This window comes from Brachyspira suanatina (assembly GCF_001049755.1).
Lineage (GTDB): Bacteria > Spirochaetota > Brachyspiria > Brachyspirales > Brachyspiraceae > Brachyspira > Brachyspira suanatina.
Genome location: NZ_CVLB01000002.1, coordinates 429,918 through 454,453 on the forward strand (window position 1 = coordinate 429,918; position 24,536 = coordinate 454,453).

General features: G+C 28.8%; 23 protein-coding genes. 19 read left to right on the plus strand and 4 right to left on the minus strand.

Going from position 1 to position 24,536, the window contains the following annotated elements; translation table 11 throughout:
• Positions 1-123 precede the first annotated feature (123 nt).
• The 12 genes from deoC to BRSU_RS11530 all read left to right on the plus strand — a co-directional run bounded on the left by deoC (position 124) and on the right by BRSU_RS11530 (position 13,048).
• Complete coding sequence (deoC, locus tag BRSU_RS11475; protein ID WP_048595544.1) at positions 124-777, plus strand: deoxyribose-phosphate aldolase; 654 nt, start codon at positions 124-126, stop codon at positions 775-777.
• Positions 778-790: 13 nt separating this feature from the next.
• Entirely contained in the window at positions 791-1,609 is an 819-nt protein-coding gene (locus BRSU_RS11480) for a nucleoside phosphorylase (RefSeq protein ID WP_048595546.1), read from the plus strand.
• 18 nt (positions 1,610-1,627) lie between these two features.
• Positions 1,628-2,413 carry a nucleoside phosphorylase gene (locus BRSU_RS11485; RefSeq protein ID WP_048595548.1) on the plus strand — a complete coding sequence of 262 codons (786 nt, stop codon included), beginning with the start codon at positions 1,628-1,630 and terminating at the stop codon, positions 2,411-2,413.
• A 46-nt stretch (positions 2,414-2,459) separates the two neighbouring features.
• Positions 2,460-3,542 (plus strand): BMP family lipoprotein, encoded by a 1,083-nt coding sequence (locus tag BRSU_RS11490; protein WP_048595550.1) that lies wholly within the window; start codon positions 2,460-2,462, stop codon positions 3,540-3,542.
• A 49-nt stretch (positions 3,543-3,591) separates the two neighbouring features.
• Entirely contained in the window at positions 3,592-4,665 is a 1,074-nt protein-coding gene (locus tag BRSU_RS11495) for a BMP family lipoprotein (protein ID WP_048595552.1), read from the plus strand.
• 13 nt (positions 4,666-4,678) lie between these two features.
• Positions 4,679-5,764 carry a BMP family lipoprotein gene (locus BRSU_RS11500; RefSeq protein WP_048595554.1) on the plus strand — a complete coding sequence of 362 codons (1,086 nt, stop codon included), beginning with the start codon at positions 4,679-4,681 and terminating at the stop codon, positions 5,762-5,764.
• A 58-nt stretch (positions 5,765-5,822) separates the two neighbouring features.
• A complete protein-coding gene (locus BRSU_RS11505; RefSeq protein ID WP_048595555.1) occupies positions 5,823-6,902 on the plus strand; it encodes a BMP family lipoprotein in 1,080 nt (359 codons plus the stop codon).
• 152 nt (positions 6,903-7,054) lie between these two features.
• Positions 7,055-8,584: an ABC transporter ATP-binding protein gene (locus BRSU_RS11510; protein WP_048595557.1), complete on the plus strand. Its 1,530-nt coding sequence runs from the start codon at positions 7,055-7,057 to the stop codon at positions 8,582-8,584.
• Between the two features lie 36 nt (positions 8,585-8,620).
• The gene (locus BRSU_RS11515) at positions 8,621-9,481 is read left to right on the plus strand and encodes an Rpn family recombination-promoting nuclease/putative transposase (RefSeq protein ID WP_048595559.1); all 861 of its coding nucleotides are present in this window, start codon (positions 8,621-8,623) and stop codon (positions 9,479-9,481) included.
• Between the two features lie 488 nt (positions 9,482-9,969).
• Positions 9,970-11,085 carry an ABC transporter permease gene (locus tag BRSU_RS11520; RefSeq protein ID WP_048595561.1) on the plus strand — a complete coding sequence of 372 codons (1,116 nt, stop codon included), beginning with the start codon at positions 9,970-9,972 and terminating at the stop codon, positions 11,083-11,085.
• A 31-nt stretch (positions 11,086-11,116) separates the two neighbouring features.
• Entirely contained in the window at positions 11,117-12,070 is a 954-nt protein-coding gene (locus BRSU_RS11525; RefSeq protein WP_048595564.1) for an ABC transporter permease, read from the plus strand.
• Between the two features lie 705 nt (positions 12,071-12,775).
• Positions 12,776-13,048, plus strand: coding sequence for a hypothetical protein (locus tag BRSU_RS11530; RefSeq protein WP_048595566.1), 273 nt, complete (start codon positions 12,776-12,778; stop codon positions 13,046-13,048).
• A gap of 2 nt (positions 13,049-13,050) precedes the next feature.
• On the opposite strand, the gene BRSU_RS11535 is transcribed toward BRSU_RS11530, so the two are convergent.
• Positions 13,051-14,844: a glycosyltransferase family 2 protein gene (locus tag BRSU_RS11535; RefSeq protein WP_048595568.1), complete on the minus strand. Its 1,794-nt coding sequence runs from the start codon at positions 14,842-14,844 to the stop codon at positions 13,051-13,053.
• Between the two features lie 106 nt (positions 14,845-14,950).
• The gene (locus BRSU_RS11540) at positions 14,951-15,463 is read right to left on the minus strand and encodes a PaaI family thioesterase (protein ID WP_048595569.1); all 513 of its coding nucleotides are present in this window, start codon (positions 15,461-15,463) and stop codon (positions 14,951-14,953) included.
• 215 nt (positions 15,464-15,678) lie between these two features.
• Here BRSU_RS11540 and BRSU_RS11545 point away from each other — a divergent pair, with 215 nt between their 5' ends.
• Genes BRSU_RS11545 through BRSU_RS11560 form a run of 4 tightly spaced genes read left to right on the plus strand, consistent with a single transcriptional unit; the run spans position 15,679 to position 18,366 of the window.
• Positions 15,679-15,945 (plus strand): YtxH domain-containing protein, encoded by a 267-nt coding sequence (locus BRSU_RS11545; RefSeq protein ID WP_048595571.1) that lies wholly within the window; start codon positions 15,679-15,681, stop codon positions 15,943-15,945.
• Between the two features lie 8 nt (positions 15,946-15,953).
• The gene (locus BRSU_RS11550) at positions 15,954-16,361 is read left to right on the plus strand and encodes a DUF948 domain-containing protein (RefSeq protein ID WP_048595572.1); all 408 of its coding nucleotides are present in this window, start codon (positions 15,954-15,956) and stop codon (positions 16,359-16,361) included.
• Positions 16,362-16,386: 25 nt separating this feature from the next.
• Positions 16,387-17,457 carry a hypothetical protein gene (locus BRSU_RS11555; protein WP_048595574.1) on the plus strand — a complete coding sequence of 357 codons (1,071 nt, stop codon included), beginning with the start codon at positions 16,387-16,389 and terminating at the stop codon, positions 17,455-17,457.
• A 15-nt stretch (positions 17,458-17,472) separates the two neighbouring features.
• Positions 17,473-18,366 carry a hypothetical protein gene (locus BRSU_RS11560; protein ID WP_048595576.1) on the plus strand — a complete coding sequence of 298 codons (894 nt, stop codon included), beginning with the start codon at positions 17,473-17,475 and terminating at the stop codon, positions 18,364-18,366.
• Positions 18,367-18,377: 11 nt separating this feature from the next.
• Here BRSU_RS11560 and BRSU_RS11565 read toward each other — a convergent pair whose 3' ends face one another.
• Complete coding sequence (locus BRSU_RS11565) at positions 18,378-19,115, minus strand: site-2 protease family protein (RefSeq protein ID WP_048595578.1); 738 nt, start codon at positions 19,113-19,115, stop codon at positions 18,378-18,380.
• Between the two features lie 196 nt (positions 19,116-19,311).
• Here BRSU_RS11565 and BRSU_RS11570 point away from each other — a divergent pair, with 196 nt between their 5' ends.
• From BRSU_RS11570 to BRSU_RS11580, 3 genes are read left to right on the plus strand one after another with little or no spacing between them, the layout of a single operon-like run.
• Entirely contained in the window at positions 19,312-20,805 is a 1,494-nt protein-coding gene (locus BRSU_RS11570) for a PHP domain-containing protein (RefSeq protein ID WP_048595580.1), read from the plus strand.
• Positions 20,806-20,831: 26 nt separating this feature from the next.
• Positions 20,832-22,427, plus strand: coding sequence for a PTS transporter subunit EIIC (locus tag BRSU_RS11575; RefSeq protein WP_048595581.1), 1,596 nt, complete (start codon positions 20,832-20,834; stop codon positions 22,425-22,427).
• A gap of 31 nt (positions 22,428-22,458) precedes the next feature.
• The gene (locus BRSU_RS11580; RefSeq protein ID WP_048595583.1) at positions 22,459-23,811 is read left to right on the plus strand and encodes a sulfatase family protein; all 1,353 of its coding nucleotides are present in this window, start codon (positions 22,459-22,461) and stop codon (positions 23,809-23,811) included.
• A gap of 3 nt (positions 23,812-23,814) precedes the next feature.
• On the opposite strand, the gene BRSU_RS11585 is transcribed toward BRSU_RS11580, so the two are convergent.
• Positions 23,815-24,528 carry a GntR family transcriptional regulator gene (locus BRSU_RS11585; protein ID WP_048595585.1) on the minus strand — a complete coding sequence of 238 codons (714 nt, stop codon included), beginning with the start codon at positions 24,526-24,528 and terminating at the stop codon, positions 23,815-23,817.
• Between the last annotated feature and the right edge of the window lie 8 nt (positions 24,529-24,536).

Sequence of the window (24,536 nt, forward strand, 5' to 3'; positions counted from 1 at the left end):
ATTCTCTTTTAATTTTTACAATACCATGATTTTAATAAATTAATTTATATACTAATAATATATAACATAAAAATTTGACAAATAGAACAATGTTTTATATCATATTTAATATGAGGAGTAAATATGGATAATCTTAATAAATTAATAGACCATACTATTTTAAGAGCTGATGCAACGATAGATGAAATAAGAAAGCTGTGTATAGAAGCTAAAGAATATGGATTCTATTCTGTATGCGTAAATTCAGCTTATGTAAATGTAGCTTATAATTTTTTATTGCATTCAGATGTAAAAGTATGTTCGGTGGTAGGCTTTCCTTTGGGTGCTATGATGAAAGAGGCAAAAGCTTATGAAACAAAAGTTGCAGTTGATAGCGGAGCTGATGAAATAGATATGGTAGTAAATGTTGGTTTCTTAAAAAGTAAAAAAATAGATCTTTTTGAAAGAGATATAAAAAAAGTAAGAGATGCATGCCATGCCAGCATATTAAAAGTAATTATAGAAACTTGTCTTCTAACAGATAAAGAAAAAGTATTGGCATGTAAAATAGCAAAAGAATGCGGTGCCGATTTTGTGAAAACTTCTACAGGATTTTCTACAGGCGGAGCAACAGAACATGATGTAAAACTTATGCGTGAAGCTGTAGGAAAAGAAATGGGAGTTAAAGCTTCAGGAGGCATAAAAACTTATGAAGATGCTTTAAAAATGATAGAAGCAGGTGCAAATAGATTAGGAACAAGCAGCAGTATAGCAATAGTAAAATCAGCATCAAAATAGGAGATAATCATCTATGGAATATAATGAACCTAAAGCATTCTATGATGAAGATGCATTTAAAAATAATCTTCTTCAATACCATATAAAATTAAAAAAAGGCGATGTTGCGAGATATGTACTTCTTCCTGGAGATCCTAAAAGAGTGGGATATATTGCAAAATTTTTGGATAATCCTGAATTAAAAGCTGATTACAGAGAATATGTTACTGTAACAGGTAAATATAAAGGAGTAGATGTTTCTGTAACTTCTACAGGTATAGGAGGCCCTTCAGCTTCAATAGCTATGGAAGAACTTATTAAAGTTGGTGCTAATACATTTATAAGAGTTGGAACTGCAGGCGGACTTAGCCTTAAAGTAAGGCCTAATGATTTAGCAATAGCCCAGGCTGCAATAAAAGATGAAGGCACTACAAAAGAATACATACCTCTTGAATATCCTGCTATTGCAAATACTGATGTTATGCTCGCATTGAGAGATGCTGCTAAAAAAATAAATGCTAACTATCATATAGGTGTGGTTCATAGTAAAGATTGTTTCTATGGAGAATTAGAACCTCAGAATTCTTTTTTCAGAGAAAAATTTGAAAATAATCTTAAATATTATACATTATGCGGTGCTATAGCTTCAGAGATGGAATGTGCCGCTCTTTTTGCATGTGCCTCTTTAAGAAAGGTAAGAGCCGGTGGAATAATGCATATAGTGGAAAATACTATGGTTGAAAGAATGGGTACTCATTTAGAATACAGCGATAATATAGAAAATATGATATTAACAGCGTTAGAAGCTATTATTTTATTAAATGAAAAAGACAAAAAAGCTGAAAAGAAGTAATTAAAGAGGTAATCAAATATGTTTCCAAAAGCCTATTATCAAGAAAATGAAAATCTAGTTCATCATTTGAAATTAAAGAAAGGTGATGTCGGAAGATATGTTATTATGCCGGGGGATCCTAAAAGATGCGTGAAAATAGCTAAAAGATTTGATGACGCCAAATTAATAGCTGATTATAGAGAATATGCCACTTATACAGGATATATAAACGGAGTTAAAGTTTCAGCTACTTCTCATGGTATAGGAGGCCCTTCAACTGCTATAGCTTTGGAAGAACTTATCAAAGTTGGAGCTGATACATTTATAAGAGTTGGTACTTGCGGAGGTATGAATATTGATGTATTGCCTGGCGATGTTGTTATAGTTAATGGTGCTATAAAAGGCGGTGGTACAATGGACAATTATATACCTAAAGAGTTTCCATGCGTGCCTAATATAGATGTGCTTGAAGCTATGATTGAAGGAGCTGATAAAATAAAAACAAGAACTCATGTTGGTGTGGTACAATGCAAAGATGCTTTTTATGCTCAGCATGCACCTGAAAGTATGGCAGTAGACAAAGAATTATTATATAAATGGGATAGTTATATCAAAGCTGGCTGTTTGGCTTCTGAAATGGAATCTGCTACATTATTTGCAGTAGGTGCTGCTAAGAATGTAAGAACCGGAGCGGCTATGCTAGTTTTACATAATCAAGAGAGAGTGAAAAATAATATTAATGACCCAAAAGATTATACTGGAGAAGAAGCAATAGATTTGATAATAGAATCAATTAAAATTTTGATAGAAAAAGATAAAAAATAATAACAATATAAAAACAATAATAAAAAAATAATTTTAGGATGTAATTATGATTAAAAAAATAGTGTTATGTGTGTTATTCATCACATCTTTATTTGTATTGTCATGCGGTAAAAAAACAAATACCGATACAGGTACTTTTGAAATAGCTGTACTTATAGATTTAGGTCCTATTGATGATAAATCTTTTAACCAGGGATCTTGGGAAGGTGTAAAGGATTATGCCGAAAACTATGGTATAAGCTACAAATATTATAGGGTTCCTGATAAGGATATAGATTCTTATATGAATACTATAGATCTTGCAGCTAGATGCGGAGCTAAACTTATAGTAACTCCAGGATATATGTTTGAACCTGCAATTTATAAAGCTCAGGATATTTACACAAATATACATTTCATATTAATAGACGGAGAACCTCAAGATGGAACTTATACAGATTATAAAACATCATCTAATACAGTTGCCATTCTTTATTCAGAGGAAGAAGCAGGATTTTTAGCAGGTTATTCTATAGTAAAAGAAGGATATACTAATTTAGGATTTATTGGAGGAGTTGCTCACCCTGCAGTCGTAAGATTTGGATATGGATTTGTACAAGGTGCTGATTATGCTGCTGTTGAATCAAAATTACCTAAAGATTCAGTTAATATAAAATACACTTATGTAGGCAATTATGACCCTACTCCAGAAAATCAAACTCTAGCCACTTCTTGGTATAGAAGCGGAGTACAGGTAATATTTGCTGCTGCTGGTGCTGCCGGCAATTCTGTTATGAGTGCTGCTGAAAATAATAATGGATTAGTTATAGGTGTTGATGTTGATCAAAGTTTTGAATCTCCTACGGTTATTACTTCTGCTATAAAATTAATAAGAGAATCTGTTTATAATGCTGTTGCCTCTTATTATAATGGCAATTTTGGCGGAGGAAAAACAACCATATTAGGTACTAGTGTTAATGGTGTTGGTCTTCCAATGGATAATTCTAGGTTTAAAATTTTTAATAAAAATGATTATGATTTTATTTATAAAATGCTGATGAATAAAAATATAACAGTTTTAAAAGATACTCATGCAGAAACTCCTAAAGAATTACCAATAAATACAATAAAATTGGATTATATAAAATGATTATATTCTCTATATAAAAAGATTTATCAGTAACAGGTGAATTAGAAATATGAACAAATTTCTTACTTTTCTTATTATGATTGTTTTTTTGTATGCTGCTTCTTGTAGTGATATAGATGGTGAGGAATCATCTGGTTATGAAATAGCTGTCATTGTAAGAAATATAGACGATAAATCATTTAATCAAAGTACTTGGAATGGAGTAAAGGATTATGCTGAAAATTATGGCATAAGCTATAAATATTATAGAGTTCCTGATAAAAATGTAGAATTAACGTTAAATGCAATAGATATTGCTGTTCGTATGGGAGCTAAATTGATAGTAACACCAGGACATATATTTGAAACAGCTATTTATAAAGCACAGTATATGTATACTAATGTACATTTTATATTGATAGATGGAAAACCTCAGGATGGAACTTATACAGATTATAAAATAGCAAAAAATACAGTTTCTATTCTTTATGCTGAAGAAGAAGCAGGATTCTTAGCAGGATACTCTATAGTAAAAGAAGGATATACTAATTTAGGAGTTATAGGAGGTATGGCTCTTCCTCCTGTCATAAGATTTGGATATGGTTTTGTACAAGGCGCTGAATTTGCTGCCAATGAATTAAAGATACCTAAAGGTAATATAAGTATAAAATACACATATGTTGGAAATTATAATAATTCTATTGAAAATCAAACTTTAGCTGAATCTTGGTATCAAAGCGGAACACAGGTAATATTTGCTCCGGCAGGAGGTGCTGTAAAATCTGTTATAAATGCTGCTGAAGATAATGGAGGTTTAGTTGTAGGCATTGATGTTGATCAAAGTTTTGAATCTCCTACTGTTATTACTTCTTCTATGAAATTGATAAGAGAATCTGTTTATAATGCTATTGCCTCTTATTATAATGGTAATTTCAACGGAGGAAAAATTACAGTATTAGGTGCTCAGGTTAAAGGTATAGGACTACCTATGGCTACTTCTAAATTTAAAGTTTTTACAGAAGATGACTATAATATAATATATGACTCTCTTGTGAAAAAAAAAATTAAGGTATTAAAAGATACTGATGCAGAAAGTATTGACAAATTACCTTTAAATTTAGTAAAAATTAATTATATAAATTAATTAGGAGACTGGTATGAAAAAAATTGGTATATTTATAATAATTATTACAGCTTTTATACTAATTATTTCCTGCAAAAAAGATAATAAAGATAATATAGAAAAAAGTGAATATGATATAGCATTAATCACAGAGGGAACAATTGATGACAAATCATATAATCAAGGAGCTTGGCAAGGATTAATAAGATATGCTGAAAGTACAGGAAAAAAATACAAATACTATCAAGCAGCACAAAATACTACAGAATCATTTATTGATGCTATAGATTTAGCAGTTAATGAAGGTGTAAAATTAATAATAACTCCTAATTATTTATTTGAAAAAGCAGTATATATCTCTCAGGATAATCATCCGAATATAAGCTTTATAATTATAGATGGAATACCTCAGGATGGAAATTACACAGATTTCAGAATAGAAAGAAATGTTCATTCTGTTATTTATGCAGAAGAAGAGGCTGGTTTTTTAGCTGGATATGCTATAGTAAAAGAAGGATATACTAATTTGGGAGTTATAGGAGGTATGCCTGTTCCTCCTGTTATAAGATTTGGATATGGATTCGTTCAAGGTGCTAATTATGCCGCCAAAGAATTAAACCTGCCTATTAGAAACATAAAAATCAATTATACATATATTGGTAATTTTAATGATACAGATGAAAATAAAGAACTTGCATCTTCTTGGTATCAAAGCGGTGTTCAAGTAATATTTGCTCCTGCTGGAGGTGCTGCAAAATCTGTTATAAGTGCTGCTGAAGAAAATAATGGATTAGTTATAGGAGTTGATGTTGATCAAAGTTTTGAATCTCCTGTTATTATTACTTCTGCCATAAAAAGAATAAGAAATTCTGTTTATAATAGTGTTGATTCATTCTATAATGGCACTTTTAAAGGAGGACAAACTGTTGTATTAGATGCCAAAGTTAATGGTATAGGGCTTCCTATAAAAACTTCTCAGTTTAAAAATTTCACAGAAAATGATTATAATGCAATATATCAGCAGATTTCAAATGATAATATTAATATATTAAAAGATATGGATGCAAGAAGTGTAAAAGAATTACCTTTGGATATAGTAGAAATTAATTATATAAGATAACTTTTGGCTTTAATAATTTTTAGCAAATAAATATATTAAAAAGAGGAGACATCAGATTATGAAAAAAATTATTGTTTTAATCATCACCTTAATTAGCTTCATTCTAGTAGTTTCATGCGGTGGAGGAGAAAAAAAGTCTGGAGGATATGAACTAGCATTAATAACAGATGTTGGTACCATAGATGACAGATCATTCAATCAGGGTTCTTGGGAAGGATTAACAAAGTATGCACAGGAAAAAGGTATATCTCATAAATACTATCAGCCTGCTCAAAAAACTACAGATGCTTATGTTGATGCTATAGACTTAGCAGTATCAGCAGGTGCTAAATTGGTAGTAACTCCAGGATTTTTATTTGAACCTGCTGTATATAGAGCTCAAGATACTCATCCTAATGTAAGTTTTGTACTTTTGGATGGTACTCCTCAAGACGGAACTTATACTGATTTCAGAATAGAAAAAAACGTTTATTCTGTACTTTACGCTGAAGAACAGGCAGGATTTTTAGCTGGATATGCTATAGTAAAAGAAGGATATACTAATTTAGGAGTTATGGCTGGTATGGCTGTACCTGCAGTTATAAGATTCGGATATGGATTTGTACAAGGTGCTAATTATGCCGCTAAAGAAATGAATATGTCTGTAGGAAATATAAAAATCAACTATACTTATATAGGTAATTTTAATGCTACTCCAGAAAATCAAACTTTAGCTACTTCTTGGTATCAAAGCGGAGTACAGGTAATATTTGCTCCTGCAGGCGGTGCTGGAAACTCTGTTATGAGTGCTGCTGAACAAAATAACGGATTAGTTATAGGTGTTGATATTGATCAAAGTGCTGAATCTCCTACTGTTATTACTTCTGCTATGAAAATGCTTGGAGAATCTGTTTACAATGCTATAGATGATTTCTATAAAAATCAATTCCCTGGCGGAAAATCTGTTATACTTGATGCTAAAGTTAATGGTATAGGACTTCCTATGGCTACTTCTAAATTCCAAAAATTCAATCAAAATGATTATGATATGATATATCAAAAACTTAATAATGGAGAAGTAAAAGTTCTTACTGATAAAGATGCTAAAGATGTTAATCAATTACCTTTAGATATAGTTACAGTTAATTTGATACAATAAAAATATTAATAAAATATATTTAAGAGATACCTGATATTATAACTTGGTATCTCTATTTTTTTTATAAATATTTGACAATTTAAAATCATTTAACTATATTTTATATATAATTGTTTTTTAATTATTAAATAAAAATTATCATAGGAAATATAATGGAAAATTCTGAATATGTAGTTGAAATGCTTAATATAACTAAACGTTTTAAAGGTATAGTAGCTAATGATAATATTACTATACAATTAAGACGAGGGGAAATACATGCTTTGCTTGGTGAAAATGGAGCTGGAAAATCCACTTTAATGAGTGTTCTTTTCGGACTTTATAAACAAGAAGAAGGTATTATTAAAGTTAATGGTAAAGAAGTAAATATTGATAATCCTAATACTGCTAATGCTTTGGGCATTGGTATGGTACATCAACATTTCAAATTAGTTCATAATTTTACAGCTTTGGAAAATATTATGCTTGGTGTAGAAACCGTAAAAAACGGAATACTTCAGGTTGATGATGCTAGAAAAAAAGTAATGGAATTAAGCAAAACTTATGGTCTTGAAATTTATCCTGATTCTTTGATAAGCGATTTAACTGTAGGTATGCAGCAGAGAGTAGAAATTTTAAAAATGCTTTATAAAGATAATAATATACTTATTTTTGATGAGCCTACTGCCGTACTTACTCCTAGTGAAATAGAAGAGCTTATGAAAATTATGAAATCCTTAACTAAAGAAGGAAAATCTATTCTTTTCATCACCCATAAATTAAATGAAATTAAAGAAGTTGCTGACAGATGTTCAGTACTTCGTAAAGGTAAATATATAGGTACTATTGATGTAAAAAGCACTACAAAAGAAGAGATGTCTGAAATGATGGTCGGAAGAAAGGTATCTTTAGTAGTAGAAAAGACAGAGGCAAAACCTAAAGATATAATATTATCAGTAAAAGATCTCAATGTTAAATCTCCTCATAGTGAAAAAAATATTGTAAAAAATGTTTCTTTCGATGTTCGTGCAGGAGAGATAGTATGTATTGCTGGTATTGACGGAAACGGACAAAGCGAGCTTATATATGCACTTACAGGTTTAATTGAGATGTCAAGCGGAAGCATTCATTTAAATGGCAAAGACATTACTAACCTATCAATAAGAAATAAAACTTTAAGCGGAATAGGACATATTCCGGAAGACAGACATAAACATGGACTTGTACTTGATTATACTCTTGGAGAAAATACAATACTTCAAACTTATTTCACAGAAAGATTTCAAAATAAGGGCTTCTTAAAATTTAAAGAAATAGAAAATTATGCTAATGAACTTATAAAAAGATTTGATATAAGAAGTGCGGAAGGAGCTAAAACTATAGCTAGAAGTATGTCAGGAGGTAATCAGCAGAAGGCTATCATAGCAAGAGAAATAGACAGAAATCCGGATTTACTTATAGCAGTTCAGCCTACAAGAGGATTGGATGTTGGTGCTATAGAATATATACATAAAGAATTAATAAGACAGCGTGATAATGGAAAGGCGGTTTTACTTGTTTCTTTAGAGCTTGATGAGGTTATGAATTTAAGCGACAGAATACTTGTTATATATGAAGGCGAGATTGTAGCTAATGTTAATAATAAAGATTTAACTATTAATGAATTAGGTCTTTACATGGCAGGATCTAAGAGAAGTGCATAAAGTTAATGAAGATATGATATTTTATATAATTGAATTATGAGAAGTAATAAAGATTTTAATGTTTTGAATGATTATTTTGTGAGATATCTTTTTTCTGATAAAGGAAGTGAGTCTATATTATTGGATTTCATCAACTCTATAATGCTTGATTCTGGCATGAAAACTTTTAGATCAGTAGAGATATTAACTCCATTCAATTATAAAGAGAATTACGAAGATAAAGAAACAATTGCCGATGTAAAATGTATTACCCAAAATGGTTCGGTTGTTATAATAGAAATTCAGCTTCAAGGCAATTCAAGATTTCCAGAGAGAATATTATACTATTGGGCTTCTAATTACAGTAAACTTTTAAAACATGGAGAAAAATATGATGCCCTAACTCCAGTAATAAATATTAATCTTCTTAATTTTAATTTAGACGAAAGTAATAATATACATTCCTGTTATATGATTTATGATACAGTTAATCAAAGACTTTTGACAGATCATTTACAGATACATATAATAGAACTTAAAAAATTTCAGTATAATTTATTAAAACCTGATTTAAATTGCTGGTTAAAGTTTTTTACTATGAAAGAGAAAGATAATAAGGAGAAAATTATGTCCGAATTAGTTAAAGAAAAAACAATAATGGAAGAAGTTCAAAGAAAATATAATAATTTCATAAAAGACAGACTTATGATGAATGAATATGATAAAAGACAAGCATATTTATATGGAAATCAAATAATGCTTGAAGAAGAAAGAAGATTAGGAATTGAAGAAGGCATAGAAAGAGGTAAAAAAGAACAGCAAATATCTATAGCTAGAAATTTAAAAAAATCAGGAATAGATATAAAAATAATTAGTGAGAATACAGGTTTGAGCATAGAAGAAATAAAAAATTTGTGAGTGCCTGACATTCGATAGAATGGCAGGGCTTATTAACGAACAAATTTTTTATAAAGGATATAAGAAATAAAAAAATTATGAACCTATTTTAAGTTTACTTAAAATAGCCTAAAAGAGAATAATTTTTTTATAAAGGATAGAAGAAGTAGAAAAACTATAATAAAAAATTTGTGAGTGCCTGACATTCGATAGAATGGCAGGACCTATTAACGAACAAATTTTTTATAAAGGATAGAAGAAATAAAAAATTTGTGAGTGCCTGACATTCGATAGAATGGCAGGGTTTATTACGAATAAATTTTTTATAAAGGATAGAAGAAATAAAAAAATTATGAGCCTATTTTAAGTTTACTTAAAATAGCCTAGAAGCGAATAATTTTTTTATAGATAAATAAAAAATAAAAAATGTGTGAGCAACAGCGAACAAGTTTTTATAAAAAATACTAGATAAAATTATTAATAATGTATTGTTATAAAAGGAGTACTTAATGAATTTCAAAAACAAATTGGCTGGTATTTTGGAAAAAGAAGGATTTGTTAATATATTTTCTTCTTTTCTCGCTATTATTATAGGGCTGCTTCTGGGTCTTATAATACTTCTTATAAGTAATGTTCATGATGCTTTTCCCGCTTTTATGACAATACTTTCAGGAGGATTCTCTGGAGGCTCTAGAGGAATGGGACAGGTTATATACACTGCCACACCTTTAATACTAACAGGGCTTTCGGTTGGATTCGCTTTTAAAAACGGACTTTTTAATATAGGAGCTCCCGGACAATTTATAGTAGGTGCTTATGCTGCTGTATTAGTGGCAGTAAAATGCACATTTCTTCCTCCTGCTCTACATTGGTTCGTAGCCTTAATAGTTTCTTTTATAGCTGGAGGACTTTGGGCTTATTTACCGGGTTTTTTAAAGGCTCATTTCAATGTTAATGAAGTTATTTCAAGCATTATGATGAATTATATTGGTATGTATTTAGTTAATTATCTTGTTACACTTACAGTTTATGATATGCTTAAAAATCAGTCGCAAAATATACCTCCTTCTGCTATGATGCCTACTATGGGACTTAATGTTATATTTAGAGGCTCAAGTGCTAATGGAGGATTTTTCATTGCTGTTATCGTAGTAATAATAGTATATATAATTCTTTCTAAAACTACATTCGGTTTCGAGCTTAAAGCATGCGGACTGAACAAAGATGCAAGTAAATATGCCGGCATCAACGAAAAAAGAAATATAGTTCTTTCTATGGTTATAGCAGGAGCTTTAGCGGGACTTGGCGGCGGACTTTTATATCTTTCTGGTGTTGGAAAGCATATAGAAGTAGTTGATATACTTGCTGAAGAAGGCTTTATGGGAATACCTATTGCATTGCTTGGACTTTCTCACCCTATAGGGATATTAATTGCTGGGCTTTTCATTGCTCATATTACTGTGGGCGGTTTTTATATGCAGATATATGATTTTACTCCTGAAATTATAGAAATGATTATATCATCTATAATATATTTCAGTGCTTTTGCTTTGCTTTTCAAATCTATTGTTGGATTCATATCTAAAAAGCTAATCAAAAAAGAAGAAAAGAATGCTAATGAGTAAAGAATAGAAAATATAAAAGGAGATTTTTTTAATGGAAACAATTTATTTTTTAGTACAGCAGACAATGTTTTTTTCTATTCCGCTTTTACTTGTAGCATTAGGCGGAATGTTCTCTGAAAGAAGCGGAGTAGTTAATATTGCTCTTGAAGGCATAATGATAATAGGAGCTTTTGCCGGTATATTTTTCATAAGCAGATTAGGAGCCAATTTCCCTCCTATGATCACATTATTTTTAGCTATGATTATATCGGCTTTATCAGGTCTTATATTTTCTCTTCTTCATGCTTATGCTGCTATTAGTATGAGCGCAGATCAGGTTATAAGCGGTACTGCTTTAAATATATTTGCCCCTGCTTTTGCTATATATGTTACAAGAGCTATTCAAGTTGTTCAGCAAATAAGTTTCGTTAATAATTTTAGAATAGAATCTGTACCTATACTAGGAAGCATTCCAATAATAGGGGGATTATTATTTAAAAACACATACATAACAACATATATCGGATTCATAATATTAGCTTTATCTTGGTTTGTACTTTATAAAACTAGATTCGGACTTAGACTAAGAAGCTGCGGAGAACATCCTCAGGCTGCCGATTCTGTTGGTATTAATGTTTATAAGATGCGTTATATTGGTGTTGCTATATCAGGAGCATTAGGAGGTTTAGGAGGACTAGTATTTGTTATTCCTACTTCTACAAACTTTAATGCTACTGTTGCAGGTTACGGATTTTTGGCTTTAGCAGTACTTATATTCGGACAATGGAAGCCTATGAAAATACTTTATGCGGCTTTCTTCTTTGGACTTATGAAAACATTAGCTTCTGCTTATTCAGGAATACCTATACTTGCAAGTCTTCCTATATCAAACAATATATACAAAATGATTCCTTATATAACAACTATAATAGTGCTTGCATTTACTTCTAAAAATTCACAGGCTCCTAAGGCATCAGGTATTCCTTATGATAAGAGTGTAAGATAAAATCTATAATTACCGCATATAAAAAGCTGAGAGTTTTTAAGGCTCTCGGCTTTATTTATTATAAGCCCAACGCACGGTTAATACTCTTTATTATAAATAAAATTCTATTAATTTAATAATCATATATATTTATAATTTTATTTTTCGTGCGGTAAATATACAGCAAATTTAAAAAAATCTTGGGTGGACAGCTAAAATAACAGTGAAAACAAAAAAGAAAAATAATACAAAAATATCAAAAATAAACTATAAGCCTATAGGGCGGGCAAATGTAATTAAATTTTAAAGCTTAATTTACATACCCCGCCCTTTATACCTTACAACTAACTTTTGAATTTTAATATTAAATATCTTTATAGTTTAATTAGAAATTTCAGCACCCACCCAAGCGTTAAATATATTTTTAACTTATTTAAACGCACGATTAACGAAATTTAAAATATAATAAAATTTGAATCATAAATAAATATATATTCTTAGCTTCACTCTGCGTGCGATAAAAAATCATAGTTGAAAATATAACTATATTCAAAATACTAAAATATCTATAATATATTGCCTCTTCTAAATCTATTAATAAATAGTTGTTTATTTTTTGTTAGTATGACAATATATTTTGTTTTATTGTATTAAAAAATATTGACTTTACATTTTATTTAAATATACTATTAATTATGTATAATTTTTATAAATGGATGTAAAGATATGGCTAATTGTGAAGAATTAAATAACTTAATAGAAAACATAGATTATCAAATATTATTAGATAATGCTTTAAAAATAAATGAATTGTTAGAAGATGATATTGTATTAGATGATATGATGAGTGAAAATTTATTTGTTTACTCTTTTGAATTATTGGAAATGATAAAATCAGATCCTAAATCTTATCAAATATCAGATATAGACAATGATGAAAAAATCAAAGCAATATCTAGTATTATAAGAAAAATGGAATTATCTTTTATAGAATTCTAATTTTATTTTTTTATAAATCCTGTTATAAAACCTTTTATAAAAAATACACCATAAGTAAGATGCGATAAAAATATACCTACAGCCTTACAAAAACCCTTTATAGGCGATAATGTACTAACCCAGCTTCCAATCAAACATAATACATAAAAACTATGAGGAAATAATAATAAAGCTAAAAATATATTTTTATTAATAGCTGGAATATAATTATTTAAAACTTGGGGTAAATTAAAATATAAAGCAAAAGGCACAAAAATTGTATAAAGTAAGAATATTGAAGGAATGAAATATGATAAACTTAAAGAGTTGCCTCCAAATCTTTTAACAAAATATCCCCTATGCCAAGCATAACTTTTTAACTGCTTGAAATGTCCGAAGAATAAATCCCTTCTATGATGATAAACTAATGCCTCAGGAGTATATAATATTTTTTCATTTTCTTTCATGATGTTATTGCAAAGAATAGTATCTTCACCAGGCCAATACTCACTGTCAAAACCTCCTACCCTATCATAAAGCTCTCTTGTAATAATAAAATTGCAGCTAGGATAGTCGTTAACATACTGAACTTTGTCTGGGATATATCTAGCCTTATGCTTTCCGCTCATAAGTGTTGAACTGTAAATGAGTCCGCTTATCTGTTTTGAAAAATTGTCCTTAGGTGTATTTATAGCAGGACCGCCTAAAGCAGAAATTTTTGTGCTCTCCATAGCCCTCAATGCATTTAAAAGCCAATCTTTTTCAGGATATGTATCATCATCTAAAAATGCTAATATATTACCATTAGATTTTTTTACTCCTATAGCTCTTTTTATTGCAGGAGGAAGTTCTCCTGTTTCTATTATTCTTATTCTGCTGTCTTTAAATAATTCTATATCAATTTCATCTTCTGTATATTTGTCTGGAAGTATTATCACTTCAAAGTTTGTATATATCTGTTCAAGTAAATATTCTGTTTCTTCTTTTATATAATCATTGATTTTTTTTAAAGGTATTATAATACTTACAAGCGGTTTTTCTTTTAACTCGCAAAATAAATCTTTATAAAAATGAACAATATTAAGCCTATAAAATATCGCTAATGTATCAATGAATGTTCTCCAAAGAATAGGAAATCTAATAAATCCAAAATGCCTATTAGGATTAACTATAACAGGAGCAGATACTATTTTTTTATCATTAGAATTGCAAGCCACTAATACTTCTAAATCATAAGCAAAAGCCTTAACTAATATTCTAGGAAAAATATTTATAATGGCATCTCTTTTAAAAAGTTTTAATCCTGTTTGAGTATCCTGTATTGGAAGATGAAAAAATACCTTCACAAACATAAAATATATAAAAGATATTAATTTTCTTATATTAGAATAATTAACTATAGAATCTTTATGCCTTTTAGAGCCTATAACAACATCAGCATTTTCTTTTTGCATAATAACAAAGAAATTTTCTAATTGAGAAGGATCTATTTCCATATCTCCATCACAAAATATTATATATTCACCGCTTGACATTTCGCATGCTCTTTTTAAAGCATGTCCCTTGCCTTGATTTTCTCTTGCATAAATACCTATTATATTTTTTAAATTTTTATTAGTATTATTATTTTGAAAGTTATCACATAATTTTTTTATTTCTTCTTTTGAATTATCGCTGCTTCCATCATCAGAAATAATTATTTCAAAATTCATAAAAAAAGGAGAAACTTTTTCTATAAGTATATTAATATTTTTTTCTATTGTTTTTTCTATATTATATACAGGAACCAATATAGATACTAATTCATTTATTTTCATAATTTACATTTCAGTCAAAATTTTTTATATTTGTTTATACTTAAGAATTAAAGATTATTATACAAAAAGTATTAATCAAAGTCAAATTTAATAATGCTTTATAAAATTAAGGTATATTTATTATTGTAGGATCGGTATCTTTTTTCTCAACTGTCCAATCTTCCTCATTATTAGGATCCATCTCAGCTATTTTTTCAAGTCCCATACATATATATGTACCTTTAGCTGTTACTGCAACTTTATCATCATTAAGAAGTATATAACCTTCGCCTTCAAATATTCTGCCGTCTCCGGAAGTGATTTTTCCTATTATTCTGATTTCTTCATTAATAGGTACAGGTCTTTTATATTTTGTTGTAAGTGTCATAGTAACACCCCATTTATCTTCTCCTGTATAAGGCATCATAGCTCTTCCTATAGTTTCATCTAATATAGCAGCAAGTATACCGCCATGAACTCTTGATGGATAACCTTGATGCACATCTTTAAAAGTTACCAAAGCACATAATGATTTATCTTCTAATTCATAAAATTCAGCTTTCAAACTTAAATCATTTTTAAAACCGCATACTAAACACATTCTTGAATTGTTTTGTTTATTTAATACTTTTAATTCCATATATAAAACTCCTATTATTGCTTATAGAATAGATAAACTCACTTACATTATCTGCAAAAACTATCATACATATTAATGCTTTTTATATAAAAAAACAATATTACTTATTAGTTTATTTATAGTTTTTATACTATAAAACCATTTTTGATTAGTTGACAAAAATGTAAATTAAATTTAATATTAAAGCTAAGTTATGTAACTAGGAGGATATTATTATGTCTAAAGAAGTATCAGGTATGTTTTCATTTTTACTAGGCTTATCAGCTGGTTTAGCATTAGGTGTACTATTTGCTCCAAAAGCAGGTGAAGAAACAAGAGAAGATATCAAAGAAACTATGGACAATATCAAATATAAAGTAGATGATATTTATCATAGAAGCGTATTAAAAACTTCAGAATTAGTTGAAAAAGGAAAAGAAAGAACTAATGATTTCTTTGAAAAAAGAAAGAAAAAATCTTCTGAAGAAACTGTTGAAGAATAATAATTAGCATGCAAGATATTACATTTCAAATTAATGTTATAGCTATATCTTTAGCTTTCATAGCTATTTCTATATTGATATTAGTATTAGCTATATTTTTTGTTTTACTTGCAGGTTATTTTAGATTTACTAATAGGTTCGATAGAATACTTGCAAATATCGAATCTATTAGTGAAAAAATAGGAAGCATCACTGATACAGTTAATGATGAAGCTAATAAAGTAAAAGTAACATTAGACAGCATACATGATTCTTTTAATAGTTTATCTAATAGTATTAATAATTTCAGTTCTATAACTACAGATATATCTAATAATTTTAGTATTATTAATATATTTAAGTCTATATTTGCCTTATTCACTGGTAAAAATAGAAAAAAAGATGATTTCACAGAAAATGATGATGATGATTTTTGATTTATAATTTAGGAATTGTTTAGTTATGATAAAAAAAATATTTTTTTCAATCTTTTGTATAATTTTATTTTCTTCTTTTTTATATTCACAGGATACAAATTGGGTAATTAGAATAAGAGACAGCGAAGGAAATATCAAAAAACTTATAACTGTTGAGGAAGCATTATCTGAAATATCTAATCTTACCATTTTAAGAGGAGCTCCAGAAGAGGCTGTTAATACTCTGCTTACTAATGAATTGCAATTATGGCAGTTTGCCTCACAGATCATAGAACAAGAAGTACTATACTTAAAAGCTGTTGAAGAAGGATATGATAAAGATGAAGAGATATTAAAATTAATAGCAAAAGAAAGAGATAATCAATTATCTCAGATTTATATGCAAAGTAAAGTATCTGATAATTTTGCTGTAGTAACAGATGCTGAAAAAAGAAAATTCTTCAATGATAACATATCAAGAATAAGAGCTGCTGTAGGTCCTAATGTAAGATATGAACAGGTTGCTATGGAAATAGAAACAACAATTCTTCAAGAGCGTATGAGAAATGAATATGACAAAATTATAGAAATGGGAAAAAGTAAATATAATTTGAAATATTCAGCTGATACAGATCCTTGCATTACTATAGAAGATCAAACCGTACCTTTGTCAGAATTTAATGATATGTTTGAAGAATCTATAAAACAAGCAGGAGCTAATATACCGGCAGCTTTGAGATTACAGGCAAAAGAAGGAATGTTTAAAGCTTTTGTTGCAAGAGAAATTATGATGTATGAAGCTAAAAAGGAAGGATTTTATGATACTCCTCAAGCTAAAGCCATAGAAAATTTCTTAACTAGAAGTGCTGTTACTTCACATTATATAGATAAAACTATAAGATCTACTATACCTACTCCTACAGAAGAAGAAATTAATCTTGCTTATGAAAGATATGGTAAAATGTATAATATAGATTCTTTGCCTTATGCAGATGCCCAAAAGGCATTGGCCAGTTTAGTGGTTGAAGCTAAAACTCAGCAAAAATATCAAATATTAGTTACAGATCTAAGATACAGATACAATATAGAAAAAAATATTGATTTATTAAAGAAGTGATTATTAACTAATATTATGAAAAATAGATTATTAATTATATACTTTATATTTTTTATATTATTCTGTTTTTCTCAAATATCTTTTGCAAGAAGAAATGATTTTGAATTTGATGTAACTCCGCTTATAGAGAAAAATAAAATGTTTTCTGTAGGTATGGGAGGAATATTTTCTGAATATAATGGCTGGTTTAATAATGGTAAATTAAATATCTTGGATCCTTATAACCCTAATATAAGCAGAAGAGATTTATATTTTACATTTATGCCTTATTTCAAAGTAAGACCTATAAAATATTTAGAATTGGGAGTATCAACAAGCTTCACATATCAAAGGCAGGATTGGAGAAATGATATAACAAGCGCCACAAATATGACTGATACTTTTAATTTTGATTCTATAAATGCTACTATGAAAGCTACACTTTTAGATTGGTATTTATCTATAGGGGTTAAAGTAGGATTAAGTTACAGCTTTATGAAAAATAATCATATATATGCTGATATAAAAGATCCTTTTAATATATATACAACTATAATGTTTGCAGGAATTCCAAAGGTAATACCTCTTAATTTTTTCTTCTGCTACACGTTTGACACAAGAGATAATTTATTAAAAGATATACTTAATACAGGTGAAATATCCGGAGGAATAGAGGTTATAACTTCTCCTTTCATAACTTTATATACCGGCGTAAATTATATATTCCCATATACTAAAGACTCAGATTTATCCTATTTAGATATATTTGTAAAATTCAAAGCAACAATATCTGATTTTCTATATATGACTGTATCATATCAGAAAACAGTATATGGAACAGGAAATGCACCAAATACTGCAACATTTAATTTTGCTATAGAATATATGTTCTATACTCCTCAATGGGATTGGTGGAGCTTAAAAAAATAAATATTATATAATCATATAGAAAATATAATATTAATACTCTTTCCTAATAAATGCTGGGATATGGTCTGTATGAATGCTAGTATAGTTCTTAATATTCCAAAGAATAACAATGCATAAAGTATTAAAAAACCATAAGGATATATTCTATCGTAAGTATCTTTTCCTTTAGGAGATAAGAAAAATCTTAATATCCAACCGCCGTCTAATGGAGGAAAAGGAAGAAAATTAAAAAACATAAGCATTATATTGATCATATAAAACATAACTAACATTGTTAAAATTACAGGCAAGGCATTAATTAAAATATTAGATAAAGCATTACCATTATGCTCTAAAAACATTATTATTTTATATATGATAAAAGTACCATCTACATTAAATGTAAGTATTTTCAATATAATAAATGATACAGTTGCTATCACAAGATTGGCAAAAGGACCTGCAAATGATACCAATGCCTGATCTCTTTCAAAATTATTAAAATTATGAGGATTAACAGGTACAGCTTTCATCCAGCCTATAACCGGAATACCTGTAACTGCTGCAATTATTGGAAGAACTACACTTCCTAATATATCAATATGTGCTAAAGGATTTAAAGTAAGCCTTCCAAGACTCATAGCTGTTCTATCTCCAAACATAAATGCTGTTCTAGCATGAGAATATTCATGTGTACTTGCTGATATTATAAATACAACATAGGATATAATGCCTATTGAAAGTTTGTTAGAAAATATTTCATAAACCATTTTTTATTCATTTCCTTAAAATATCTGATGTTTAAATATAAGAAACTTATACAATTTTAGTATAAATTATATTTTTTGCAAATTTAAAAAATTTACACAACAAATATATATACAAATTTGTTATATATTTTAAATTTATATATATAAATTTAAAATATATATTGACATATATACAATTTTATATATACTTTATTGTATGAGACACTTAAAATTATTTACAGATTTACATTCAAATTTACATCATGAACAAATTCATGAATTAGAAAAATGGTATAATCATGCAAAAGAAATGCTTGATTTTTGGGCTGTGGTATATTATCCATACCATGTGGTAAAAACAGAAGGCGGAATGCCTGTAGAAACAATACATTCAGATGAAATAATAAAAAAAGACTGGGAGTATATACGTAATTTTTTAAAAGAACATAACGATCCTAACTTCCCTGTATTTTTAGCATATGAATGGCAGGGTAATGGTGAGGACGGAGATCACAATGTATTTTTTCTAGATGACGGCGAACCTATTTTTCCTTTAACATATAAGGAATTATGCGATCAGCTGCCTAAAACTGCTATAGCAATACCGCATCATGTTGGATACTTAAAAGGATTCAGAGGCAAGAATTGGGATACTCATAATGAAGAAGTATCTCCTGTTGTAGAGATATTCTCATCTCATGGTTCTTCTGAAAGTGCATTTACAGATCTTCCTATGGTAAGACATATACATATGGGACCTAGAACAGGAGGCGGAACTGTATTTGACGGATTAAATAGAGGCTATAAATTTGGAATAATAGCTTCCGGAGATAACCATGTAGTTTCTACAATGTATGAACATGGATTTGCATGCATAAAAGCAAAATCTAAATCAAAAAACGATATTTGGGAAGCTATAAAAAATAGAGAAGTTTATGCTGTTACATCTAGTAAAATATTATTAGATTATGATTATAAAGAAAATACTCATAATGTAGAAGTATATGCTTCAGATGCCGTATCAAGAATAGAGTTAATAAAAAATGGAAATGTACATCAAACTTATGTACATAACGGAACTTGGGAAGAAAAAGAATTAGGTGATACTGTAAAATTCAAATTTAAAATAGAATTTGGCTGGGGACCAGATACAAAAATATTTGAAGATATAAGCAGTAAAGTATGGGACGTTGAACTTCAAACAAGCGGAAAAATAGTATCAGTTGAAAAATGTTTCTCTACATTCGGACAGCATTTAGAATGGGATAATAAAAGCAATAAATGTAAATTCACTCTTACATCACATAAAAATACTCAATCCGGAAAATGGATGGGACCTTCTCCTATTACAAATGAAGCAGTAATATTTGAAATAGAAGATAATATCAACTCTGATTTAATTTTAAATATAAACGGAAAAGAGTTTAAGAAAAAAATCTCTGACATACTTGCCAATACTGATTTAATAGTATTTTTGGACGAAGCTAAAAAACTTGTATTGGAACGTTACAATTTAAAAGAATTCTACAGAGGCGATCCTTTCTATCAAAATGCTTATAAAGTTCGTTTATTAAAAGGAGCACCTGAAATGGCTTATAAAGTTAATTGCTCTTTCAAAACAGATAAAACGAATATCGGAGATTATTATTTAGTAAAAGTAATTCAAAGAGATGGAGCCGTTGCTTGGTCATCTCCTATTTGGATATCTTAAAATTATAATAACTTTGGAGTTTTTATATGTCAAGTAATTTATTAACCTTTTTAAAAGATGAAATAGGCGGTCTTGGTCAAAGATTAGGAAAGGCAATTATGATGCCTATAGCTGTTTTGCCTGTAGCAGGTTTGTTCTTAGGAATACCAGCAGCATTATCATCTCAGGCAGTTAAAACTACATACCCTATACTTAGTAATGTAGTATTGCAGGATATTTTATCTATAATGAATGCAGTTGGTAATGGTGTTTTCACAGCACTTCCATTAATATTTGCTGTAGGTATATCTGTTGGTTTAGCTAAAAATGAAAAAGGAGCTGCAGGATTATCCGGAACTGTAGGTTATTTTGTACTTCTTACTTCTATCAGTGCCTTACTTACTATAACAGGAAAAATGGCTCCTGAAGGCGTTGATATGAGATTATTAGGTCAGGGCATGCAATTTGGAATAAAAACTCTTAATATGAATGTATTTGGCGGTATATTAGCAGGAGTAGTAACAGGAATAGTTCATAATAGATTTTATAAAACTAAATTACCTGATTATCTTGCTTTCTTTGGAGGATCTAGATTTGTCCCTATAGTAAATACTGTTGTTTTCTTATTTGTAGGTTTAATAATGTTCTTTATATGGCCTGGAATAGCAAATATAATTTCCTATATAGGTAAAATAACTCAAAATTTAGGATTATTAGGAGCATTCATATACGGACTTATATTAAGACTATTCTACATAATAGGATTGCACCATGTATTTTATCTTCCTTTCTGGACTACAGCAGCAGGCGGTACTTTAGAAGTTGGCGGAAAAGTAATAGAAGGATGGCAGCAAATATTCTTAGCACAGCTTGCAGATCCAAATACTGTTAAATACTTTAGCAACATAGCTTTATATAACAGTGGAAGATACATACATATGATATTCGGACTTCCTGCAGTTTGTCTTGCTATGTATTATTCTATACCAAAAGGTCCTAAAAGAAAAGCAACTTTTGGTTTCCTATTATCAATAGCTTTAACATGTTTTATAACAGGAGTTACAGAGCCTATATCATTTGCATTGTTATTTGCATCTCCTATGCTTTTTATTGCTGAAGCTATACTATTTGCTTTCTCATTCCTTGTAGCAGCATTATTAAATATTACTATAGGATCTACATTCTCAGCAGGTATATTAGAGTTTTTATTATTCGGAGTATTCCAAGGAAATTCAAAAACTAATTATTTATCATTATTGCTTGTAGGCATACCTGTAGCTGTAGTATATTTCTTTGTATTTAAATTCTTAATTAAAAAATTACATGCTAAAACACCTGGTTTAGATGATGATACAGAATTAAGCTCTGAAATGAAATTAAATGTAGATTTCAAAGGTAATCCTCAAATGATATTAGATGCTTTAGGAGGAATAGAAAATATTGTAGAATTGGATAACTGTGCTACTAGATTAAGAGTAACAGTGAAAAAAATAGAACCTGTTAATATAGAGAATTTAAAGAAAACAGGAAGCCCTAATGCAATAGTTAGAGGTAAAAATATTCAGGTTATATACGGACCTAAAGTTAATTTGATAAGAACAGAGATAGATGAATATTTACAATCTATAGGAAAAACAATATAATAAATAAAAAAATCATATGTAGGTGACTTTTATGAATATCATATATATACATACTCATGACAGCGGAAGAATATTAAGTCCATATGGATATAATACTAAAAATGATGCGCTTTTGAATTTTGCTCAGGATAGTCTTTTATTTAGAGAAGCATATGCAGCATCTCCTACATGTTCTCCAAGCAGATCAGCTTTATTAACAGGAATGTATCCTCATTCTAATGGAATGCTAGGGCTTGCTCAAAGGGGATTCAGCATATACGATTACTCAAAACATTTAGTACAATTTTTAAAAGGCAATAATTATCATACTGTTTTATGCGGAATACAGCATGAAGCAGGTTCATATCTTGATCATAAAAATGGTGCAAATGTTATAGGATACGATGAAGATATATCAACTGATAATACAGGATTAAAAGAAGAAGAATTGCATAATTGGGATTATAATAACTCATTGAATGCTGCTCAATGGATTTCTAATTATAATTCAGATAAGCCGTTTTTTATGTCTTTTGGATTTTTTGCAACTCACAGAAAATTCCCTATAAATAATGAAAACGGAGAAAATCCTAATTATGTAAAACCTCCAATGCCTATAGTGGATAATGAATATACTAGAAGAGATTATGCAAGATATTTAGATTCAGCAAAATATTTTGATAAAGCATTTGATAATATTATCAAAGCTATAAAAAAAGCAGGTATTTATGACAAATCCATTATCATATTCACTACAGATCATGGAATAGCATTTCCATTTGCAAAATGTAATTTGAAAGATAGCGGAATAGCTGTTTCATTTATAATGAGAGTGCCAAACTCAAAATTAAACGGCGAAGTATATGATAATTTAATCTCTCATGTTGATGTATTTCCTACTTTATGCGATTTAATCGGAGTGAAAAAACCTAATTATTTACAAGGAATATCTTTTGCTGAAATATTTAATTCTAAAGATACTGAAATTAGAAAAGAAATATTCTCTGAAATTAATTTCCATACATCCTATGAACCTGTTAGATCTATAAGAACAAAAAGATATAAATACATAAAATATTATGATGATAGTTATTTAAATATCAATTTGTCTAATATAGATAATTCTGAGTCAAAAGATTATTATATCAATAACGATTTAAAAACTATTGAAAAGTCTAAAGAAGCATTGTATGATCTTCTATATGATATAGGAGAAAATAATAATCTTATTAATGATAATAAATATGCAGATATATTACAAAATCTTAGAAATAGTTTAGATAAGATTATGAAAGAAACAAATGATCCTCTTTTAAATGGAAATATACAAGTTGATAAAAAATGGAAAGTAAATAAAGTTACTTGTTTAAATCCTAGTTCTAAGGATCCAAATGACTATTTATAATTATTAAATAGTTTTTGTTATGTTGTATTGATAATACTGAGTATTTATTATAAGCTCGGTATAATCCAATACATCTCCTTCTTCAAGATATGTAATATTATGTATTTTTAAAACGGGGGTATTATCTAATATCCCCATTAATTTTTTTATATTCTCATCTTCTATTATGATTGGTACAATAGTATGTTCGCAGCATACTATTTTTTTATTTTTTTTCTTCTCTACATAATCATATTTAGAATTAAGAAGCACTTCATAAGACAAATCAGGAAATTTACTCACAGACATATATGTGCTTTCATACATCATAGGTATTCCATCAGCAAGTCTTAATCTTTCAAAATAATATATTTCTTCATCTTCAGGTATTTTTAATATATGCGATATTCTTTCAGATTTTTGAATTATATTAAATATTATTACTTTAGTTTCTACTTTTTTGCCTAATGTTGACATCTCATTAGTAAAACTTTTTATAGGTATGCTTCTTGAAATTATATTAGATTTAGCTATATATGTACCGCTTCCTCTAGTTCTTACCAAAAAACCTTTAGCAACTAAATTATCTGTAGCATGCCTTACTGTTAATCTGCTTACATTAAATTGTTTAGCTAATTCATATTCTGTTGGTATGCAATCCCCATTTTTATAATATGAACTATTAATTTTATCTAGTATATAATTTTCTATGATTTTGTATTTCGATGTAGACTTCATATTTCTTT

Bases quoted from the DNA above. Each gene is read 5' to 3' on its own strand.
- deoC (WP_048595544.1), top strand. From the start codon at position 124: ATGGATAATCTTAATAAATTAATAGACCATACTATTTTAAGAGCTGAT.
- BRSU_RS11480 (WP_048595546.1), top strand. From the start codon at position 791: ATGGAATATAATGAACCTAAAGCATTCTATGATGAAGATGCATTTAAA.
- BRSU_RS11485 (WP_048595548.1), top strand. From the start codon at position 1,628: ATGTTTCCAAAAGCCTATTATCAAGAAAATGAAAATCTAGTTCATCAT.
- BRSU_RS11490 (WP_048595550.1), top strand. From the start codon at position 2,460: ATGATTAAAAAAATAGTGTTATGTGTGTTATTCATCACATCTTTATTT.
- BRSU_RS11495 (WP_048595552.1), top strand. From the start codon at position 3,592: ATGAACAAATTTCTTACTTTTCTTATTATGATTGTTTTTTTGTATGCT.
- BRSU_RS11500 (WP_048595554.1), top strand. From the start codon at position 4,679: ATGAAAAAAATTGGTATATTTATAATAATTATTACAGCTTTTATACTA.
- BRSU_RS11505 (WP_048595555.1), top strand. From the start codon at position 5,823: ATGAAAAAAATTATTGTTTTAATCATCACCTTAATTAGCTTCATTCTA.
- BRSU_RS11510 (WP_048595557.1), top strand. From the start codon at position 7,055: ATGGAAAATTCTGAATATGTAGTTGAAATGCTTAATATAACTAAACGT.
- BRSU_RS11515 (WP_048595559.1), top strand. From the start codon at position 8,621: ATGAGAAGTAATAAAGATTTTAATGTTTTGAATGATTATTTTGTGAGA.
- BRSU_RS11520 (WP_048595561.1), top strand. From the start codon at position 9,970: ATGAATTTCAAAAACAAATTGGCTGGTATTTTGGAAAAAGAAGGATTT.
- BRSU_RS11525 (WP_048595564.1), top strand. From the start codon at position 11,117: ATGGAAACAATTTATTTTTTAGTACAGCAGACAATGTTTTTTTCTATT.
- BRSU_RS11530 (WP_048595566.1), top strand. From the start codon at position 12,776: ATGGCTAATTGTGAAGAATTAAATAACTTAATAGAAAACATAGATTAT.
- BRSU_RS11535 (WP_048595568.1), bottom strand. From the start codon at position 14,844: ATGAAAATAAATGAATTAGTATCTATATTGGTTCCTGTATATAATATA.
- BRSU_RS11540 (WP_048595569.1), bottom strand. From the start codon at position 15,463: ATGGAATTAAAAGTATTAAATAAACAAAACAATTCAAGAATGTGTTTA.
- BRSU_RS11545 (WP_048595571.1), top strand. From the start codon at position 15,679: ATGTCTAAAGAAGTATCAGGTATGTTTTCATTTTTACTAGGCTTATCA.
- BRSU_RS11550 (WP_048595572.1), top strand. From the start codon at position 15,954: ATGCAAGATATTACATTTCAAATTAATGTTATAGCTATATCTTTAGCT.
- BRSU_RS11555 (WP_048595574.1), top strand. From the start codon at position 16,387: ATGATAAAAAAAATATTTTTTTCAATCTTTTGTATAATTTTATTTTCT.
- BRSU_RS11560 (WP_048595576.1), top strand. From the start codon at position 17,473: ATGAAAAATAGATTATTAATTATATACTTTATATTTTTTATATTATTC.
- BRSU_RS11565 (WP_048595578.1), bottom strand. From the start codon at position 19,115: ATGGTTTATGAAATATTTTCTAACAAACTTTCAATAGGCATTATATCC.
- BRSU_RS11570 (WP_048595580.1), top strand. From the start codon at position 19,312: ATGAGACACTTAAAATTATTTACAGATTTACATTCAAATTTACATCAT.
- BRSU_RS11575 (WP_048595581.1), top strand. From the start codon at position 20,832: ATGTCAAGTAATTTATTAACCTTTTTAAAAGATGAAATAGGCGGTCTT.
- BRSU_RS11580 (WP_048595583.1), top strand. From the start codon at position 22,459: ATGAATATCATATATATACATACTCATGACAGCGGAAGAATATTAAGT.
- BRSU_RS11585 (WP_048595585.1), bottom strand. From the start codon at position 24,528: ATGAAGTCTACATCGAAATACAAAATCATAGAAAATTATATACTAGAT.